The organism is Demequina silvatica (assembly GCF_000971215.1).
Taxonomy (GTDB): domain Bacteria; phylum Actinomycetota; class Actinomycetes; order Actinomycetales; family Demequinaceae; genus Demequina; species Demequina silvatica.
In genome coordinates, this window is record NZ_BBMA01000005.1 from 79,851 (window position 1) to 98,373 (window position 18,523).

General features: G+C 72.1%; 19 protein-coding genes and 1 tRNA gene. 8 read left to right on the plus strand and 12 right to left on the minus strand.

From position 1 onward, the window contains the following. Position 1: 1 nt before the first annotated feature. The 5 genes from AOM05_RS07860 to AOM05_RS07880 all read right to left on the minus strand — a co-directional run bounded on the left by AOM05_RS07860 (position 2) and on the right by AOM05_RS07880 (position 3,688). Positions 2-832 carry a histidine phosphatase family protein gene (locus tag AOM05_RS07860; RefSeq protein ID WP_062521020.1) on the minus strand — a complete coding sequence of 277 codons (831 nt, stop codon included), beginning with the start codon at positions 830-832 and terminating at the stop codon, positions 2-4. Next, positions 829-1,563: a zinc ribbon domain-containing protein gene (locus AOM05_RS07865; RefSeq protein WP_062521021.1), complete on the minus strand. Its 735-nt coding sequence runs from the start codon at positions 1,561-1,563 to the stop codon at positions 829-831. Before AOM05_RS07865 ends, AOM05_RS07860 begins: the two co-directional genes overlap by 4 nt. Before the next feature lie 16 nt (positions 1,564-1,579). Then, positions 1,580-2,392 (minus strand): Nif3-like dinuclear metal center hexameric protein, encoded by an 813-nt coding sequence (locus tag AOM05_RS07870; protein WP_062521023.1) that lies wholly within the window; start codon positions 2,390-2,392, stop codon positions 1,580-1,582. 10 nt (positions 2,393-2,402) lie between these two features. Then, the gene (locus tag AOM05_RS07875; protein WP_062521025.1) at positions 2,403-3,251 is read right to left on the minus strand and encodes a potassium channel family protein; all 849 of its coding nucleotides are present in this window, start codon (positions 3,249-3,251) and stop codon (positions 2,403-2,405) included. Positions 3,252-3,313: 62 nt separating this feature from the next. After that, entirely contained in the window at positions 3,314-3,688 is a 375-nt protein-coding gene (locus tag AOM05_RS07880; protein WP_082097367.1) for a TIR domain-containing protein, read from the minus strand. A gap of 55 nt (positions 3,689-3,743) precedes the next feature. Here AOM05_RS07880 and AOM05_RS07885 point away from each other — a divergent pair, with 55 nt between their 5' ends. After that, positions 3,744-4,520, plus strand: a complete 777-nt coding sequence (locus tag AOM05_RS07885) for a DeoR/GlpR family DNA-binding transcription regulator (RefSeq protein WP_062521027.1) — start codon at positions 3,744-3,746, stop codon at positions 4,518-4,520. Here the strand turns inward: AOM05_RS07885 and AOM05_RS07890 are convergent. The 6 genes from AOM05_RS07890 to AOM05_RS07915 form a co-directional block, all read right to left on the minus strand. After that, positions 4,517-5,005: a hypothetical protein gene (locus AOM05_RS07890; RefSeq protein ID WP_156165107.1), complete on the minus strand. Its 489-nt coding sequence runs from the start codon at positions 5,003-5,005 to the stop codon at positions 4,517-4,519. The two genes, AOM05_RS07885 and AOM05_RS07890, sit on opposite strands and share 4 nt — an antisense overlap. Before the next feature lie 349 nt (positions 5,006-5,354). Then, positions 5,355-5,431 (minus strand) — tRNA-Val (locus AOM05_RS07895). A gap of 134 nt (positions 5,432-5,565) precedes the next feature. Next, on the minus strand, positions 5,566-6,213 hold the full coding sequence (locus AOM05_RS07900; RefSeq protein WP_062521031.1) for a hypothetical protein: 648 nt from the start codon (positions 6,211-6,213) through the stop codon (positions 5,566-5,568). Beyond that, the gene (locus tag AOM05_RS07905; RefSeq protein ID WP_082097368.1) at positions 6,210-6,827 is read right to left on the minus strand and encodes a SatD family protein; all 618 of its coding nucleotides are present in this window, start codon (positions 6,825-6,827) and stop codon (positions 6,210-6,212) included. Before AOM05_RS07905 ends, AOM05_RS07900 begins: the two co-directional genes overlap by 4 nt. 69 nt (positions 6,828-6,896) lie before the next feature. After that, a complete protein-coding gene (locus AOM05_RS07910) occupies positions 6,897-7,361 on the minus strand; it encodes a redoxin domain-containing protein (RefSeq protein ID WP_082097369.1) in 465 nt (154 codons plus the stop codon). After that, positions 7,358-7,786, minus strand: a complete 429-nt coding sequence (locus tag AOM05_RS07915; RefSeq protein ID WP_062521036.1) for a DUF3052 domain-containing protein — start codon at positions 7,784-7,786, stop codon at positions 7,358-7,360. Before AOM05_RS07915 ends, AOM05_RS07910 begins: the two co-directional genes overlap by 4 nt. Positions 7,787-8,117: 331 nt before the next feature. Between AOM05_RS07915 and aceE the strand changes: the two genes are divergently transcribed. After that, positions 8,118-10,832, plus strand: a complete 2,715-nt coding sequence (aceE, locus tag AOM05_RS07920) for a pyruvate dehydrogenase (acetyl-transferring), homodimeric type (RefSeq protein WP_062521038.1) — start codon at positions 8,118-8,120, stop codon at positions 10,830-10,832. 9 nt (positions 10,833-10,841) lie between these two features. On the opposite strand, the gene AOM05_RS07925 is transcribed toward aceE, so the two are convergent. Further along, positions 10,842-12,095: a hypothetical protein gene (locus AOM05_RS07925; protein ID WP_156165108.1), complete on the minus strand. Its 1,254-nt coding sequence runs from the start codon at positions 12,093-12,095 to the stop codon at positions 10,842-10,844. 300 nt (positions 12,096-12,395) lie between these two features. On the opposite strand from AOM05_RS07925, the gene AOM05_RS07930 reads away from it, so the two are divergent. The 6 genes from AOM05_RS07930 to AOM05_RS07955 all read left to right on the plus strand — a co-directional run bounded on the left by AOM05_RS07930 (position 12,396) and on the right by AOM05_RS07955 (position 18,481). Next, entirely contained in the window at positions 12,396-13,565 is a 1,170-nt protein-coding gene (locus tag AOM05_RS07930) for a PucR family transcriptional regulator (protein WP_062521042.1), read from the plus strand. A gap of 78 nt (positions 13,566-13,643) precedes the next feature. After that, positions 13,644-14,558 carry an ACP S-malonyltransferase gene (locus AOM05_RS07935; protein ID WP_062521044.1) on the plus strand — a complete coding sequence of 305 codons (915 nt, stop codon included), beginning with the start codon at positions 13,644-13,646 and terminating at the stop codon, positions 14,556-14,558. Then, the gene (locus tag AOM05_RS07940; RefSeq protein WP_062521046.1) at positions 14,555-15,553 is read left to right on the plus strand and encodes a beta-ketoacyl-ACP synthase III; all 999 of its coding nucleotides are present in this window, start codon (positions 14,555-14,557) and stop codon (positions 15,551-15,553) included. Before AOM05_RS07935 ends, AOM05_RS07940 begins: the two co-directional genes overlap by 4 nt. Positions 15,554-15,636: 83 nt before the next feature. Continuing rightward, the gene (locus AOM05_RS07945; protein WP_062289298.1) at positions 15,637-15,879 is read left to right on the plus strand and encodes an acyl carrier protein; all 243 of its coding nucleotides are present in this window, start codon (positions 15,637-15,639) and stop codon (positions 15,877-15,879) included. 54 nt (positions 15,880-15,933) lie between these two features. Beyond that, a complete protein-coding gene (gene fabF, locus AOM05_RS07950) occupies positions 15,934-17,169 on the plus strand; it encodes a beta-ketoacyl-ACP synthase II (protein WP_062521047.1) in 1,236 nt (411 codons plus the stop codon). Between the two features lie 19 nt (positions 17,170-17,188). Further along, positions 17,189-18,481, plus strand: a complete 1,293-nt coding sequence (locus AOM05_RS07955; RefSeq protein WP_156165110.1) for an arylsulfotransferase family protein — start codon at positions 17,189-17,191, stop codon at positions 18,479-18,481. Positions 18,482-18,523 lie beyond the last annotated feature (42 nt).

Genomic DNA, 18,523 nt, shown 5'->3' on the forward strand with positions numbered 1-18,523 from the left:
GCTACTCGACCGGGATGCCCACCGCAAGCACGTGCGTCTCCGCGATGGTGCCGTCCTTGGCGGCCCGCACCTGGAGGATCGTGGTCGACGCGGGCGACGGCCAGATGGCGCCCCAGCGGTGAGCGGGCATCCCGAGGGCGACGCCCACGATCGACTTGATCGCGACCGCGTGCGACACCAGCGCGATCCCGCGCGGAACGTCGCGCCCGCCCATGCACTCGGCGGCGTGCTCGCGCGCGAGCGCCTCGACCACCGCGTGCCCGCGCGGGCCCACCCGGGAGATCGACTCGCCGCCCGGCGCCGCCACCTCCGCCCGGCGCCACTCGTGGATCGCGTCGCCGTCGCGCGCGATGATCTCGGGGACGGTGAGGCCCTCCCACGCGCCGAACTCGACCTCGCGCAGGCCCGCGTCGGTCTCGACGTGCGCACCGACGCGCCGGCCCAGCGCGCCGGCCGTCTCCTGCGTGCGCACCATCGGCGAGGCGATCACCCGCGTGACGTGCGGGAGCTGCACCCAGGTGCGGCGCCCCATCCCGTAGACCAGGTCGGCGGCCTTCGCGGCCTGCACCCGACCGGCGGCGCTCAACGCCGGTCCTGGCACTCCGCCGCCGGACATGCGGCGCTGCTCGGTGTGCTCGGTCACGCCGTGGCGCACCAGGACGAGCGTGAGCGGCGCGACCAGGTTCGCCTCGTCGGGTGCGAAGGGCGACTGCACGCGCACGGGGGACGATGCGGCGCGCGCCTCTCCCGCGGCGTCGCCGCCGAGGTCGGTGCCGTCGTCGTAGCGGTGCCCGCGGTGCGGGACCGGGGGCTCGACCTGGGTGTCGCTCACTTCGCGCCGCGCACGAGGATGCGCCCGCACTCCTCGCAGCGGACGATCGCGTCGGGCGCCTTGGTCTCGATGTCGCGCAAGTCGCCCGGGTTCAGGACGGTGCGGCAGCCGAGGCACTGCCCCTGCGCGAGCGCGGCAGCGCCGATGCCGCCCTGCGCGGCGCGGAGCTTGTCGTACAGCGCGAGCAGGGTCGCGTCGATGCCGTCGACCACCAGGTTGCGGTCGCGCTCGAGCGTCGCGACCTCCTCGTCGATCTCGTTCCACGCGGCGTCCCGCTCGGCGGCGAGCTCCTCGACCTGCGCGGTGATCGCGTCGACCTGCTCCTTCGCGGACGCGTGCTCGCCCTCGGCGGCCTCGAGCGCCTCCATGGCCTCGAGCTCGACCTCCTCGAGCGCGGACTGGCGGCGGCCGAGCACCTCGAGCTCCGACTGGAGCGCCTGGAGGTCCTTGGGGCTCCCCTGACCCGCGGAGAGGCGGGCGTTGTCGCGCGCGGCGCGGTCGCGGACCACCTGGACGTCGTCCTCCGCCTTCTGGACGGCCCGGCGCAGGTCGGACACACGGGTCGCGGTCGCGACGCGGGCCTCGTCGAGGTCCTTGAGGCGCGACTCGAGCTCCGCGATCTGGGTGAGGACGGGCAGGTGGTCGCGACGGTGACGCGCCTGCTGGGCGCGCAGGTCGATGTCCTGCACGTCGAGGAGGCGGATCTGGTCGGCGGCGGGTGCAGAGGGCACGTGTACTCCTTGCGCGCTAGAAGCGCGCGGTCCAAGGGTCGGTGGTGAGGGTGGAGACGAGGGTGTCGATGCCGGTCGCGTCGCCGAGGTACTCGGCGGCGGCCTCCAGCCACGTCCACTCGGACGCGTAATGGGCGACGTCGACAAGGTAGGGGCGGCCGTTGCCGAGCAGCGCGGTCTCGCGCGCGTCGGAGGCCGGGTGGTGGCGGAGGTCCGCCGTGAGGTAGACGTCCGCGCCGGCCTCGCGGGCGGCGGCGAGGAACGAGTCGCCCGAGCCGCCCACCACGGCCACGGTCTGCACCGTGCCGTCGAGATCCCCGGCGACGCGCACGCCATGCGCCGTCTCGGGCAGCACGGAGGCGGCCCGCTCGGCGAACTGTCGCAGGCTGATGGGGGCGTCAAGGCGACCGATCCGGCCGGTCCCTTGCTCCGCATCGTCCCTCAGCGGGACCAGGGGAAGCGCGCCGGAGACGCCCAGCACGGTCGCCAGGGCCTCCGCGACGCCGGTGCCGGCGTGATCCGCGTTGGTGTGGGCGTTGTAGAGCGCGATGCCGTTCTCGATGAGCGCGTGGATGACGGCGCCCTTCGGGGTGCCCGCGTGGACCGTGGTGACGCCGCGCAGCAGCAGCGGGTGATGGGTGACGATGAGGTCGCATCCGGCCTCGATCGCCTCCTGCACCACGGCCATGGTGGGGTCGACGGCGAACAGCGCGCGCGTGACGGTCGCGTCCGCACGCCCGACCGTGAGGCCGTTGACGTCCCAGTCCTCCGCGAGGTCGAGGGGGAAGCGACTCTCGAGCGCATCCATCACATCGGCCACAGAGGTCATGCGGACAAGGCTACTCGGTGGCGCCGCCCTCGGCCTTCGAGCGGCGGGGCTTCTTGGTGGCCGGCGCCGGCGTCTGATGCGGCAGGCCCGACAGCCCGGCGGACGGCTGGGACAGGCCGTCGATCTTGGCCTCGAGCTCGCCGATCCGCGCGAGCAGCTGCGAGCGGGTGACCTCCTCGCGCTGCTCCTCGCGAGCCTCGTCCTCGCCCTGCGTGAGGCTCACGAACCAGGCGGCGACGGAGGCGGTGACGATGCCGATGAGGGCGATGCCCAGCAGCATGAGCACCGTCGCGATGACGCGACCCTGCACGGTCACGGGCGCGAGGTCGCCGTAGCCGACCGTGGTGACCGTGACCATCGCCCACCACAGCGCGTCGCCGAAGTTGACGATCTGCGCATCCTGGTGGCCGCGTTCCGCGTCGAGCATCGCGACGGACGCGATCCACAGGAGCAGCAGCACGGCGATGATCACGGCCTGCGTGGACTTCACCACGCCCTTGCGGCTCGCGAGCATGGTGCCCGAGGCGAAGACGCTCAGCACCTTGAGCGGGCGCGCGGCCGGGATGATGACCGCGATCACGTCGAGCGGGTGCGTGAGGAGGAACCTGAAGCGCTGCTCGTGGAGCGCGACGCGGATCACGAGGTCCACCAGGAAGATCGCCCAGATGATGCCCTGGATGGTGAGCAGCGTCGCACGGACGCTGCCCGGCAGCTCCTCGCGCCAGACGATGCGCGCGGACCACACCACCAGGAAGGCGAACGCGAGCGCCGCCATCGCTCCGTCCGCGCGCTTGGCGAACGCGTTGTACTTCTCGCCTTTGCGCAGGCCGCCCTCATGCTCCTCGAGGTCGAATGACACCGGATGCTCCCCTCGCCCGTGACTGGTTCGAGGCTAGCGCGGGCGGCAAGGGCGTCCGCAGGTCACGCGCGCACGTGGCCGGGGATCTCCTCGAGGCTGAAGTAGACCGGGATGCCGCGATCGCGCGCGATGGCGACGTCCTGGTCGGCGCCCTTCGAGTCGCCGGGCAGGCGGAGGACGGCGTCGCAGTGCGCGAGCAGGCGCTCCGCGGTGGGGTACATCACCTGCGCGGCGAGCGGGTCCTGCGGGCCGTCCGCGCCGGCGCTGCGAAGCACGGGCAGGGCGACCCACTCGCCGATCATCGGGACGTGGCCCGCGGCGAAGACGGGCCATGCCGCCTCCTCGAGGCGCTCGAGGTTGCGCGCCATGAGGGCGGGGTCGCCTCCGGTTCCGGAGGCGTAGGGACCGGCGATGAGGATGAGCATGGGTGTGTTCATGAACGCACTGTAGGCACAATCATGCAAGAATGTGAAGAAGTCGGAAGGAATCGGAATGCTGGCAGCGTCACGACGGTCGCTTCTCCTAAACCGCCTCGCCCGCGACGGGCGCATCGTCGCGAAGGACCTGGCCGTCGAGCTGGGCGTCTCGGAGGACACCATCCGTCGCGACCTGCGCGAGCTCGACGCGGAGGGGCTCGCGGTCCGCGTCTACGGCGGTGCCCTGCCGGCGTCGCCGGCCGTAGCGGACTATGCGGCGCGCACCCGGGTGGCGCCCGACAGCAAGTCGCGGGTCGCCGCGGCGGCCGCCGGCCTCATCACGCCCGGGATGACGGTGATCCTCGACGGTGGCACCACGGCTCTCGCGACGGTGGCCGCGCTCCCCCGTGACCTGGACTGCACGATCATCACGCACAGCGTCACCGTCGCCGCGGCGCTGCTCGAGCACCGCGCTCCCGTGCTGGTGATCGGCGGACCGCTGTTCAAGCACTCGGCGGTGGCATGCGGGGCGGCGGCCGCAGAGGCGGCTCTCGGCGTGAGCGCGGACCTGTTCCTGCTGGGCGTCACGGGCGTGCATGCGGACGCGGGGCTCACCACGGGCGACGCCGACGAGGCCGCGATGAAGCGGACGCTCTCATCGCGCGCAGCGGAGACCTACGTGATGGCCAGCGAGGAGAAGATCGGCGCGGCGTCGCGCTTCGCGGTGCTGGGTCTGGATGAGGTGACCGGGGTGATCACGGACGCCGATCCGTCGCTGGCGTCCATGCGGGCGCTGGCCGATGCCGGAGTGCGGCTTGTGGGTGCCGGCGTCGCTCCGGGGGGCCGCGCCTAGGAGTCGTCGCCTGCGTTGGGGGCCGACCGGTCGACGATGGGGCCACCTGTGCTCGACCTGCTCATGACGCTCGCCTTGATCTCGATGTCCGCCAGGCCCAGGGCCGGATCGGCGTTCGCGAGGGCCTCTCGTACCCGCGCGACCTCGGCCTCGAGGAACTGCGCGCCGTCAACGCCGAGGTGGAGCCGCGCACCGTTGTATTCGGGACCCCAGGAGACGATGTGCGTGTCACGCGCCCAGTCGCCGACCACGTGGTCACCGATCAGCTCCGTGGCCGCCTTGAGGTCGGTGATCGAGTGGTCGACCTGGACCACCGTGAACAACGACGCGTCGCCGACGAGCTCGAGGACGCGCTGCTCGGCCTCGGCGACGCTGCGGGTCACGGTGTTGACCACGACCACGTTGCCGGAGATGTAGCACCCGCCCCACTCCTCGGGATGCTTGGCGAAGGCCGTGAACTCCATCTTGTTCGCGGCACGAATCACAGCGCGAGGCGTCGGCTGAAGGCCGTACCAGCGCACGCCCGGCGGTTCGGCGCTCGATGAGGCCTGTGGCGCCGGGCTCGCGAGGGCCGCCACGTCGGCGACCTGCACGCTGGCGTCCGGCGTGCTCGACGCCACGGCGTCCGGCGACCCCTCGGGTTCGGACCCGGCCGTGCAACCGGCCAACGCGATCGCCAGTGCGACCGCGGCCACCGCGGACCGGTACCGCCGGACATGAGCATGAGAATCCATTGTCGCCCCCTCGGATCGTGCTCCGGACACTAGCGGGGAGCGCGTGCGCGGCGAGGGATGTCCTCAGGCGTTTCGCCTGGTAATGACGTTATGCAGTGAGTGGTGGGCCCTGCCGGACTCGAACCGACGACACCTGCGGTGTAAACGCAGTGCTCTAACCAACTGAGCTAAGGGCCCGCGGACCATTGTGGCAGGTGCGGAGGGTCGCTCCATGCGCGCCGCGGCGGGCGCCGCGCCACCCGGAGGCGTGGGCGCACCCGGTCCGCTGATAAGCCGCAGCAGAAGTCTGGCCCGCGATCAGCACCGGCGTATCAGCGGAGCGCGGCGACCATGAGCGCGGCCGCTCCTGCGAGCGCCCAGCTGACCAGCGAACCGACGAGGAACTCCTCGAGGGCCGAGCCTCGCCCTCGATCGTCCGAGATCTCAGGGAAGCGTCCGATGCCCTTGGCCGCCATCAGTCCGACGATCACGGCCTCGGCGCCCACCAACGCGAGCGCCGCGATGAGCCAGCGCTCGAGAGGCCCGATCACTCGACCACCGCGAAGGTGCGCCACCGCACGAGGCGGCGGTGCATCGTCCCGCGGCGCGGCCCTGGCACGAGCGATCACGTCACGGCACACGTCATTGGACGTGCGCGACAACAGCACGGCAACGCCGAGACCCGCAATGATCGCCGCCGCCGGGTCCGGACCGCCATCTGCCAGGAGCAGCAGCCCCCCTACGACCACCAGCACGCCCATGGCGACGTCCGCGCCGGTGCGCCAACGCAGCACCCACCACGCGCCGGCACCCGCGCTCACCGCAGCGGCGCCCCACGGCCCGACCGCACCGGCGACACCCGCGGCCGTCACGGCGAGCACCAGCCACGCCGAGGTCGCCGCGACGAGCGTCCGACCGCGCAGCCACCACCCGAGCACCTCGACGCTCGCGACCGCTGCGACCAGGACCGCCGCCGTCACGCCGGGACCGCCGACATCACCACGAGCGCGTCACGCAGCGCGATCGCGCCCGACCGATGAGCGGCCTGCGAGACCGCCGCCTGGCTGATGGACTCGCGCGCGGCGATCTCGCTCTGCCTCTCACCCTCGAGGAGAGCCGCAGCGATGCGCCGCTCCCGTGCCTTCATGCGACCCAGCACATGGTCACGCAGGAGGAGCGTCGACGAGGCCATGCCCCCATGGTCGCCCGACCCTCCGACACACCAGGCGCGCACCTCGCCGCCGGCGTCCTCGCGCCGATGCGCCTCCTCGATGGCCTCGCGCGCGCGCCACCAGGCGCTGCCATCGGAGATGTCCCCTTCGACGGCGACCACCTCGCCCAGGCCGATGCCCGCGCGCACCTCGACCTCGTCGGGCAGCACGAGCGCGGCGACGGTGGTGACGCGGATGGCGTCAGCAAGACTCGCATAGATGCCCTGGAACTCGTCCCCCACGGTGGCGCCGAGCGGCCGGACGACGTCCGCGGACCGCTCCGCGCGCGCGAAGGCGTCGAGGACGGCCTCCTGCGCACCTGCGCGGTCTGCGAGAGCGCGCGAGCGCACGATGTCCACGATGACGGCCGCCACAGCATCCATGCAGCCCACATTAACACTTATATGCGTAAGATATAAGCAGTTACGCGGAGCGGTCTGCGATCACCGGGCTCAACCGAGCAGGAAGCTCACCGCGGACCGGTATTCGGCGAGGTCACGTGCCTCGCCCTCGGGGTTGACGATCGCCCAGCGCACGGTTCCGGAGGCGTCCACCAGGTAGGAGCCGCGGCCCGCGAGCCCCTTGTGCGGGTTGAACACGCCGTACTGGCGCGAGACCTCACCGTGGGGCCAGAAGTCGGACAGCAGGTCCGCCTTGTAGGAGTGGGTGTCCGCCCACGCCTTGAGCGTGTAGACGGAGTCGCAGCTCACCACGATCACCCGGAGATCGTCTCGGCCGAGCAGGTCGTCGGCGCTGCGCAGGTCGATGAGCTCGTTGGTGCACGTGTCGGAGAACGCGAACGGCACGAAGACCAGGAGGTACGCCGTGCCGGCGAGGTCCTCGGTGGTCACGGTCCGGCCGTGGGTGTCCGTCATGCGGAACGCGGGGGCCTGCTGGCCCACCAGGGGGTGGGTCACTTGGAGCGGCCCTTCTCGACCAGGTAGGTCGCGGTCCACTCGGAACCGATGACGAAGGTGGAGGTCGCGTGCAGGCCGGCGACGGAGGCCGCCTCCTGCACCTCGCGCGGAAGCACGTGGCCGTCCTGACCGGCCTTGGGGACGCACACGCAGACGGCCGCACCGTCGTCGAGCAGCGTCTGCGCGTCCATGAGCAGGTCGGCGAGGTCGTCGTCGCCGTCGCGGAACCACACGAGCGTGCCGTCCGTGACGTCGCCGTAGTCCTCGTCGACAAGGTCCTCGCCCGTGATGGACTCGATCGCCGCGCGGAAGTCCGCATCGGTGTCGTCGTCGTACCCGAACTCCTGAATGATCTGGCCGCTCTTCAGTCCGAGCTTGGCGACCACGGCGTCTACCGCCGCTTTCGCGTCCTCCTGCGTCGCCACGGTGGCGGGACCCCCTTCATCGGTGCTTCACACGCCTGAGCATGTGCCTGGCGTCCACAGTAGAGGCACCGCGCGGCGCGGTGCAATCAACGCGCTGGTTCGGCGCGCCAGCGGCGCGGCGGGCGCCGCCCCGAACGCCACGCCGGGCGCACCCCAGGTCGCGTACCGGTCGCGCCCCGGCCGCGGAACCATCGCCCGCTCCCGTGCGTAGCACCGTCGGCATGACAGTAACCTGGTCAGTGGCAAACAATGTGAGGAACGCCGGCCTACATGCTGCGCGAGCACCCCACTCATTAGGCGCGCCACCGCGCGCCCGACAGGAAGGTCACCTGTGGCACATCACGGCGAGGTCGACAAGGACCCGAGCGAGACGCAGGAGTGGCTCGAGTCCCTCGATGGGCTGATCGAGTCCGGCGGCGAGAGCCGCGCCGAGTACATCGTGGACCAGCTGGTGGACCACGCGGCCAAGAAGCAGCTGAGCGTTCCGCTCAGCCTCAACACGCCGTACGTCAACACCATCCACAAGGACGACGAGCCCGACTTCCCCGGCGATGAGGAGATGGAGCGTCGCTATCGCGGCTGGATCCGCTGGAACGCGGCCGTCATGGTGACCCGTGCGCAGGCCGGCGGCAAGGGCGTCGGCGGCCACATCTCGTCCTACGCCTCCGTGGCGACGCTGTACGAGGTAGGCCTCAACCACTTCTTCCGCGGCAAGGACCACGCGGGCGGCGGCGACCAGGTGTACTTCCAGGGTCACGCGGCTCCCGGCGTCTACGCGCGCGGATTCGTCGAGGGCCGCTTCAAGGAGGAGGACCTCGACTCGTTCCGCCAGGAGAAGTCCGGCCTCGGCCGCGGCCTGTCCTCGTACCCGCACCCGCGCCTCATGGAGGACGTGTGGGAGTTCCCCACGGTCTCGATGGGCCTAGGCCCCGCCTCGGCCATCTACCAGGCGTGGACCAACCGCTACCTGCAGATGCGCGGCATCAAGGACACGTCGCAGCAGCACGTGTGGGCGTTCCTCGGCGACGGCGAGATGGACGAGCCGGAGAGCCGCGGCATGCTGCAGCTGGCCGCCAACCAGCAGCTCGACAACCTCACCTTCGTGGTCAACTGCAACCTGCAGCGCCTCGACGGCCCGGTGCGCGGCAACGGGAAGATCATCCAGGAGCTCGAGGCGTACTTCCGTGGCGCGGGCTGGAACGTCATCAAGGTGGTGTGGGGCCGCAACTGGGACCCGCTGCTCGAGCGTGACGAGGATGGCGCCCTGGTCAACCTCATGAACACCGTCCCCGACGGCGACTTCCAGACGTTCCGCGCCGAGTCCGGCGCGTTCATCCGCGACCAGTTCTTCGGCGGCGACCCGCGCGCCAAGGAGCTCGTCAAGGACATGACGGACGACGAGATCTGGGCGCTCAAGCGCGGCGGCCACGACTACCGCAAGCTGTACGCGGCATACGCGAAGGCCACCACCGAGAAGAACGGCAAGCCCACGGTCATCCTCGCGAAGACCATCAAGGGCTACGGCCTGGGCTCGAACTTCGCGGCCCGCAACTCGACGCACCAGATGAAGAAGCTCGCCGCGGCGGACCTCAAGGTCCTGCGCGACACCTTCGACATCCCGTTCACGGACGAGCAGCTCGAGGCGGACCCGTACAACCCGCCGTACTACCACCCCGGCTTCGAGGACCCCGCGATCCAGTACATGCTGGCCCGCCGCCAGGAGCTCGGCGGGTTCGTGCCCGAGCGCCGCGACTCCGGTAAGCAGATCACGCTGCCCGAGCCCAAGGCCTACGACCTTCTCGCGAAGGGCTCCGGCAAGCAGGAGGTCGCCACCACCATGGCGCTCGTGCGCCTGTTCAAGGACCTGGTGCGCGACAAGGAGTTCGGCCACCGCCTGGTGCCGATCATCCCCGACGAGGCCCGCACGTTCGGCCTCGACTCGATCTTCCCGTCCGCGAAGATCTTCAACACGCAGGGCCAGAACTACCTGCCGGTGGACCGCGAGCTCATGCTTTCCTACAAGGAGTCCGAGTCCGGCCAGATCATGCACACGGGCATCAACGAGGCCGGCTCCGCCGCCGCGTTCCAGGCCGTGGGCACGTCCTACGCCACGCACGGCGAGCCGCTGATCCCGTTCTACATCTTCTACTCGATGTTCGGCTTCCAGCGCACGGGCGACCAGTTCTGGGCCGCGGGCGACCAGCTCACGCGCGGATTCATCGTCGGCGCCACCGCCGGTCGCACCACGCTCGCGGGCGAGGGCCTCCAGCACGGCGACGGCCACTCGCCGCTCATCGCCGGCACCAACACCGCGATCGTCCAGTACGACGCGGCGTACGGCTACGAGCTGCGCCACATCGTCAAGGACGGCATCGAGCGCTGGTACGGCCCCGACACGGGCCGTGACCGCAACGTCATGTACTACCTCACCGTCTACAACGAGCCGATCCTCCAGCCCGTCGAGCCGGAGAACGTCGACGTCGAGGGCATCCTCAAGGGCATCCACAAGGTATCCGAGGCCCCCGAGGGCCACGGCCCCGAGGCCCAGATCCTCGCGTCCGGCGTGGGCGTGCCGTGGGCGTACGAGGCGCAGCACCTGCTGCTCCAGGACTACGGCGTCCGCGCCGCGATCTGGTCCGTGACCTCGTGGAACGAGCTCCGTCGCGACGGCCTCGAGGCCGAGCGTCAGGCGTTCCTCCACCCCGAGCAGGGCGTCCGCGTGCCCTACGTCACGCAGAAGCTCCAGGGGGCGGCCGGCCCGTTCGTCGCGACCTCGGACTACGACCACCTGGTCCCCGACCAGATCCGCGCGTGGGTCCCCGGCGACTACGCGACGCTCGGTGCGGACGGCTTCGGCTTCTCCGACACCCGCGCCGCCGCCCGCCGCTTCTTCAACATCGACGGCGCGTCCACCGCGGTGCGCGTGCTGCAGATGCTCGAGAAGCGCGGCGAGGTGCCGGCCGGCACGTACGCGCAGGCGATCCAGCGCTACGAGCTGCTCGACCCCCGCAAGGGCACGTCGGGCAACTCGGGCGGCGACGCCTGACCTAGCGGCTCACGGCCTGGGGCCGGAGCCCTCGTCCTCGGACGGGGCCTCCGGCCCCTCGTCGTCTCCGGCCGTCTCACCGTCCGCGGGCTCGCCTTCCGAGGGGACGATGCGCTCGTCGCCCTCCTCCCCCGTCCCACCTTCGTCGGCGGCCGGCTCCTCGTCGAGCGGCTCGTCCTCGGGAAGAGGCTCGACCTCCTCGAGCGGCTCCTCCTCGACCACCGGCGGCTCGCGGAACATCACCTCGGTGGCCGGGGCCGCCGAGTCGGAGCCGTCGCCCCCGTCGGTTCCCGCACCGCGCGGCGCGAACGCCGAGCTCCGTCGCACCCGGTCCTCGGCGGGAGCCGCGATGATCTCGGTGTCATCCGAGGCCGCGGAACGCCGGTCCGGCGTCCACGCGGGCACGGGGTCGATGTGGTCGGCCGGCGTGACGTCGCCCGTCTCGCCCGGCTGTCCCGCCGCGAAGCCGGTGGCGGGCGCCCCGGCGACCACCGCATCGTCCCGCGTGGCGCCCGCGAAGGTGCGCCGCACCGCGAACGCCGCCCACGCGGTCAGGAGCAGCAGCACACCGAGCGCGATCCACAGGATCACCAGGGTGTTCGTCGCGAAGAGGCCGGCGGGTGCGACGCTCACGTACCCGTCGAGCGCGCACGCCGCGGCGCCCCCGGCCACGGAGCCGTACGCGTGATAGACGCCGGAGGGCTCGAGCCACGCGCGGTCCTGGATCCACGTGATCGCGTCCGCGACGGCGACCTCGCCGGAGATCTCCTGGGTCTCGGGCGAGGCCTCGCCGCTGAGGGTGCGGATCGGGATCTCGAAACCGCCGATGACCACGCCGGCCACGCGGTCGGTGACCGCGATCGGCGAGTCGGCGGCGGCGGTCCACGTCACCACGCCGTCCGCGGGCACGGCGAGCGGCGCGAACGCGGAGGTGCCTGCGGGCGTCACCGTCGTGTCCCCGACGGTCGCCTCGAGCGTGCAGCCGTCGGAGATCGAGCCGCGGGTCACCAGCTCGGGGATGCCCACGAGCGCGACGCCGCCGAGCATGGCCGCCACCACCACCGCGGCGGTGTAACGCCCGCGCGCCCGGGCCGGCTCGCGGGTGAGCAGCCCCGTCACGAGCGCGACCGTCAGCGCGGTGATGCCGAACAGCACGGTGCGCTCGGGAGGGAGCACGCCGAGCTGCCACAGCAGCCCCACCACCACCAGCCCCAGCAGCAGCCCGAGCAGCATCCCCAGCAGCGGTCGCGGACGTGGCGTCATGTCTCCTCCTGGCGTCTGGCCTGCTCGCGACGCTACGTGCGCGCCGCCCGACATTCGTGACGACACTCGGCAAACCCCCCAAACGCGACACCCGCAACGGATCTCGCCGCGACACCCACAACGGGTCTCACCGAGACGCCGCTCCCGTGAGCAGGGTGCCGTTGCCCGCCTCACGGGGGCGCCGGGTTGTGGGGAGTCACAGCGGAGGGACGATGCGCGGGCCGGCTTCGCGCACGCCGTCACCTCGCCATGGGGAGGGTCGTTGTGTCGAATCCACAAAGCGCCGGTACGCTTGCCCGCATGGCCAGCCCCGACACGCGCGCGGAGACGCTGCGCCGGCTGCGTGCCGGCACGGGCCGCCTCGCGACCATCGCGCTCAAGAAGCTGGACGCGGACTACCCGTGGTTCCGCGAGCTGTCCGCGCAGGAGCGGTCCTACGTGGGGTCCGTGGCGCAGGCCGGCATCGCGTCCTTCGTCGCGTACTTCGCGGACTCGCACGCCGGTCATCGCGGCGCGCTCGAGATGTTCGCCTCCGCCCCGCCGGAGCTCACCCGCTCCATCTCGCTGCAGCACACGCTCACCATCGTGAGGACGTTCGTGTCGATCGTCGAGGACCACTCCGACGACTTCGCGGCGCCCGGCTCGGAGGCCATGCTGCGCGAGTCGATCCTGCGCTACTCGCGGGAGATCGCGTTCTCGGCGGCCGAGGTCTACGCGCGCGCCGCCGAGTCGCGCGGCGCCTGGGACGCCCGGCTCGAGGCCCTGGTGGTCGACGCCCTGGTGCGCGGCGAGGTGGACGACGACCTCCCCTCGCGCGCCGCCGCGATGGGCTGGAAGCCCGGACCCACGCTCGTCATGGTGGGACGCACCGACGGACCGCTCGGCGAGGTCCAGTCCGCGGAGCTGCGCCGCACCATCCGCCGCGCCTCGCACGGCGCGCTCGTCGGCATCCACGGCGAGGACCTGGTGGTCATCGCCCGCACGGACGCGGACCTGGGCGAGCTGTCGCAGTCGCTGCTGCCCTGCTTCGGACCCGGCCCGGTGGTGGTGGGCCCGCCGGCCGTCACGCTCATCGAGGTGGCCCGCGCCACCCGCGCGGCCCAGCACGGCGCGACCGCCGCGCCCGCCTGGTCGCTGGCCCCCCGGCCGGTCAACGCCGACGACCTCCTCCCCGAGCGCGTCCTCGTGGGCGACACCGCGGCGGCGGAGCGCCTCATCGCGGTCGCCTACGACCCGATCTCAGCCGCGGGCGGCTCGCTCAAGGAGACGGTCGCGACGTTCCTCGACTGCGGACGCTCGCTCGAGCTGGCGAGCCGCACCATGTTCGTGCACGCCAACACCGTGCGCTACCGGCTCCGCAAGGTCGCGGAGCTCACCGGCTGGGACGTGCTCTCCACGCGCGACGCCCACGTGCTCCAGATCGCGTTCGCGCTCGGGCGGCTCAGGGACGCCCAGACCGCCTCTTTGTAGGTTTCCGACAACAACTCGCGCCCGAATCGGTACCCGGATGCCGCGGAGGGCCCTTCGATGTGAGGCAGGCTATAACCCGTGATTGCCCTTCTCTGTCCCGGCCAGGGCGCGCAGGCGCCCGGGATGCTCGCCCCGTGGCTCGAGCTCCCCGAGGTCGCCGCCTCCCTCGCCGCCCTCTCCGAGGCCGCCGGCGTCGACGTGGTCGCGCACGGCACCACCTCCGACGCGGACACCATCCGTGACACCGCGATCGCGCAGCCGCTGCTGGTCGCGACCGCGATCGCGACGGGCAGGGCGCTGCTCGGCGATGTCGCCCCCGCCCTCGCGGCCGGCCACTCCGTGGGCGAGCTCGGCGCCGCCGCGCTGGCGGGCGTCCTCACCGACGCGGACGCGATGCGCCTGGTCGCGGTGCGCGGCACCGCGATGGCCCGCGCCGCCGCCGCCTCGGAGGCCACGTCGATGGCCGCCGTGCTCGGCGGTGACGCCGCCGAGGTCGCCGCCGCGCTCGAGCAGCACGGCCTCACCCCCGCGAACGTCAACGGCGGCGGCCAGGTGGTCGCCGCGGGCGCGAAGTCCGCGATCGAGGCGCTGGTCGCCGCCCCGCCGGCGCGCGCCCGCGTCATCGAGCTGCAGGTCGCCGGCGCCTTCCACACCACGTACATGGTCCCGGCCGTCGCGGACCTGGACGCCGCCGCATCGTCCCTCACCCCCGGCGAGCCCGCCGGGATCCTGCTGTCCAACGCCGACGGCGCCCAGGTGACGGACGGCGCGGACGCCCTCGCGCGCATCGTCCGCCAGGTCGCCAACCCCGTCCGCTGGGACCTGTGCATGGAGACCATGCTGGAGCTCGGCGTCACCGGCATCATCGAGGTCGCCCCCGGCGGCGTCCTCACCGGACTGGCCACGCGCGCCATGAAGGGCGTCCCCGCCGTCGCGCTCAAGACCCCCGATGACCTCACCGCCGCCCGCGAGCTTCTGGAGACCGTCGCATGACCACCCTCAACGTCCGGCGCGGCCCGGAGTTCACCCGCATCCTCGGCCTCGGCGTCGCCCGCGGCGAGCACCTGGTCCCCAACGACGACCTCATCGAGCCCATCAACTCGTCCGACGAGTGGATCCGCAAGATGACGGGCATCGTCACCCGCGTCCGTGCGGACAAGGACACCTCGGTCATCGACCTGTCCGAGCGCGCGGCCCGCGACGCCATCGCGCAGGCCGGCATCGACGCGTCCGAGGTGGACGCGGTCATCCTGTCGACCATCACCTACCCGCACATCACGCCGGGCGGCGCGCCCGTGCTGGCCGAGCGCCTCGGCGCGACGCCCGCGGCCGCGTACGACATCTCGGCGGCGTGCGCCGGCTACTCCTACGGCATCGGCCAGGCCGACGCCCTGGTCCGCTCGGGCGCCGCGCGGAACGTGCTCGTGGTGGGCGCGGAGAAGATGAGCGACTTCGTCGACCCCGCCGACCGCTCGATCTCCTACCTGCTGGGCGACGCTGCCGGCGCCGTGGTGATCGGCGGCTCGGACACCGCGGGCATCGGCCCCACCGTGTGGGGCTCGGACGGCGGCGGCGCGGAGCTGATCCGCCAGACCGACTCGTGGATCGACGTGCGCGACAACGGCGCCCCGTTCCCCACCCTCCGTCAGGAGGGCCCGAGCGTGTTCAAGTGGGCGTCCTTCAAGATGGCGCCCGTCGCGCTCGAGGCGATCGAGGTCGCGGGCCTCACGCCCGACGACATCGACGTGTTCATCCCCCACCAGGCGAACGTCCGCATCATCGACCAGATGGTCAAGCAGATCGGGCTGCCCGAGCGAGTGGTGGTCGCGAAGGACATCGTCGACTCCGGCAACACGTCCGCCGCGTCCATCCCGCTCGCCACCGAGCGGGTCCTGCGCGACGGCGACGCCAAGAGCGGCGACGTCGCCCTGCAGATCGGCTTCGGCGCCGGCCTGGTCTACGCGGCCCAGGTGGTGATCCTGCCCTGACCCGGGGCCGCGCGTAGAGTTCACAATCGTTCGCCACGAACACGGCGCCTGAGGCGCCACCCATCCCCAACAAAGGAGCAGCAATGGCACTGTCCAAGGACGAGGTCCTCGCCGGTCTGGCCGAGATCGTCTCGGAGGAGACCGACATCGACACCGCCGAGGTGACCCTCGAGAAGTCGTTCACCGACGACCTCGACATCGACTCGCTGTCGATGATGACGATCGTGACGCTCGCGGAGGAGAAGTTCGACGTCCGCATCCCCGACGAGAAGGTCAAGGACCTCGTCACCGTCGGCGACGCCGTCGACTTCATCGCCGCGGCCTAAGACCGCACCCCGCATCACCGTCCCCTTCCCCCTCACCCTCTCGGAGGACCGCCCATGAACGTCGTCGTCACCGGACTCGGCACCACCTCGCCGCTCGGCGGGGATGTCGCGAGCACCTGGGAGGCCGCGCTTGCCGGCCGCTCCGGCGTGCGCACGCTGGAGAACGACTGGGCGGAGAAGTACGGCGTCCCCGTGACCTTCGCCGGTCAGCTGGTGGTGCAGCCGTCCGAGGTGCTGTCGCGTCCCGAGACCAAGCGCATGGACCCGTCCGCCCAGATGGCGATCGTGGCCGCGCGCGAGGCCTGGGCCGACGCCGGCTTCGGCGAGGACGGGGTGGACCCCGACCGCCTGGGGAGCATCGTCTCCTCCGGCATCGGCGGCGTGTGGACGATGCTGAACGCGTGGGACACGGTGAGGGACCGCGGCGCCGCGCGCGTGCTGCCCCTCACCGTGCCCATGCTGATGCCCAACTCCCCGACCGCCTACGTGTCTCTCGAGTTCAAGGCTCGCGCGGGCTCGCACTCGCCCGTCTCCGCGTGCGCCTCCGGCGCCGAGGCGATCGGCATGGGCTTCGAGATGATCCAGTCGGGCCGCGCCGACGTGGTGATCTGCGGCGGCACCGAGGCGGCCATCCACCCGCTGCCCATCTCCTCGTTCGCCGCGATGCAGGCGCTGTCCAAGCGCAACGACGACCCGCAGGGCGCGTCCCGCCCCTACGACGTGAGCCGCGACGGGTTCGTCATGGGTGAAGGCTCCGGCGTCCTGATCCTCGAGTCGGAGGAGCACGCGAAGGCACGCGGCGCGCGCGTCTACGCGAACGTCCTCGGCGTCGGCATGACGGCCGATGCCCACCACATCGCCGCGCCCGAGCCCAACGGCGCCGGACAGACCAAGGCCATGCAGCTCTCGCTCGAGCGTGCCGGCCTCACCACCGCCGACGTCGCGCACGTCAACGCGCACGCCACCTCGACCCCCGTGGGCGACATGATCGAGGCACGCGGCATCCGCACGCTGCTCGGTTCGCACGCGGACCAGGTGCTGCTGTCCGCGACCAAGTCGATGACCGGCCACCTGCTGGGCGGCGCGGGCGCGCTCGAGTCCGTCTTCACCGTCAAGGCCCTCGAGACGCGTCAGGCTCCCCCGACCATCAACGTCACCGAGCCCGACCCCGAGCTCCAGGTGGACCTGGTCCGCGACACCCCGCGCGCGCTGCCCGCGGGCCAGATCGCGGCCATCAACAACTCCTTCGGCTTCGGCGGCCACAACGTCGCGCTGGTCTTCGGCGCCTGATCGGGGTTACGTTCGGGGCGTGAGGCGCCCCATCCACGCAGGGCTGATGCTGGTGTGCGCGCTCGCGCTGGCCGCGTGCGGCGTGGGCGACGCGACCTCATCGCCCACGCACGCGCCCGCCGTCCCCGAGGACGATGCGCTGGCCGGGTACGCCCTTCAGCGCACCGTGGTCGACGAGCGGCTCGCGAAGGAGGCCGCCGCGCTCGACGCGTCGATCTACGTCGCCGCTCCCCTGCTGACCCAGGGCACCCAGGCGCTGATCGAGCTGGGCGGCGACCTGGAGCCCCTGAAGGTCGTCGACGTCACCGGAGCGAGCCTCGCGGCGCTGGGCGCCACGGAGGACTCGCTGATGGGGCTCAGCCGTGCGTGCGTCTCCGACAACGGCGGCTACGCGTTCTGCGCGCGCCCCACCGCGCTCTCCGGGGCTGGCGCGGAGATCGACGAATCCGCCGAGGCGCTCGACCTCGACCACCACGCGATCGAGCCGGACCCGGACGGCGCCGGGTTCTGGGCGCTGCGCTACGTCCCCGTCCCGTGCGACGGCGCCCTCCACCCGTGCGGCCTGGGCGAGCAGGACGAGCCGCTCGAGCGGATCCTCGACTGCGAGGTGGTGCACGTGCGCGACGGCGAGGCGGTGTGGGAGTGGTCGGCGCTCGATCACGTCCCCGACGCGACCCTCGACACCGCCGCGACCACGCCCCTCTACGAGCCCGCCGACCCCTTCCACTGCAACTCCGTGCAGCCCGACGCCACGGGCGAGGTGGCGTACGTGTCGATGCGCCACCCGAGCACGGTGATGGCGATCGACGTCGCCTCGGGCGCGATCCTCTGGACCTTCGGGATCGACGCGACGGATGCCGCGCTCGCCGTGGAGGACCCCGACGGGCTGCTGGGCGACCGCCCGGTGCTCAGCGGGCAGCACGACTTCCGATGGCTGGGCGACCACCGCTTCTCCGTGTTCGACAACGGCTCGGGAGGCGCGGGCCCCGCGCGGTTCGTGGTGTTCTCGGTCTCGGATGCGACGGCGACCGTCGAGAGCGTGGTCGAGGACCCGTCGGGCCGCGAGTCGCGCTGCACCGGCTCGGCACGGCCGCTCGACCAGGACGAGTCCTTCTGGGCCGTGTCCTGGGGGTGCAGCGAGTCGGGCGTCTCGGTGGTGACCGCCGACGGCCGCGAGGTCGCGCGCCTCGCCGTCGACCTCGACGCGGCCATCGAGGCGGACCTGCTCACCGCCGTCGCAGCGGAGCAGCCCGACCTCGGGCATACCGTCTCCTACCAGGCGGTCGTGGCACGTCCGGGACTGCTGGACTGACGCATCGTCCCCCGGCGTCCCGCGGCGGACGTCAGTGCAGAC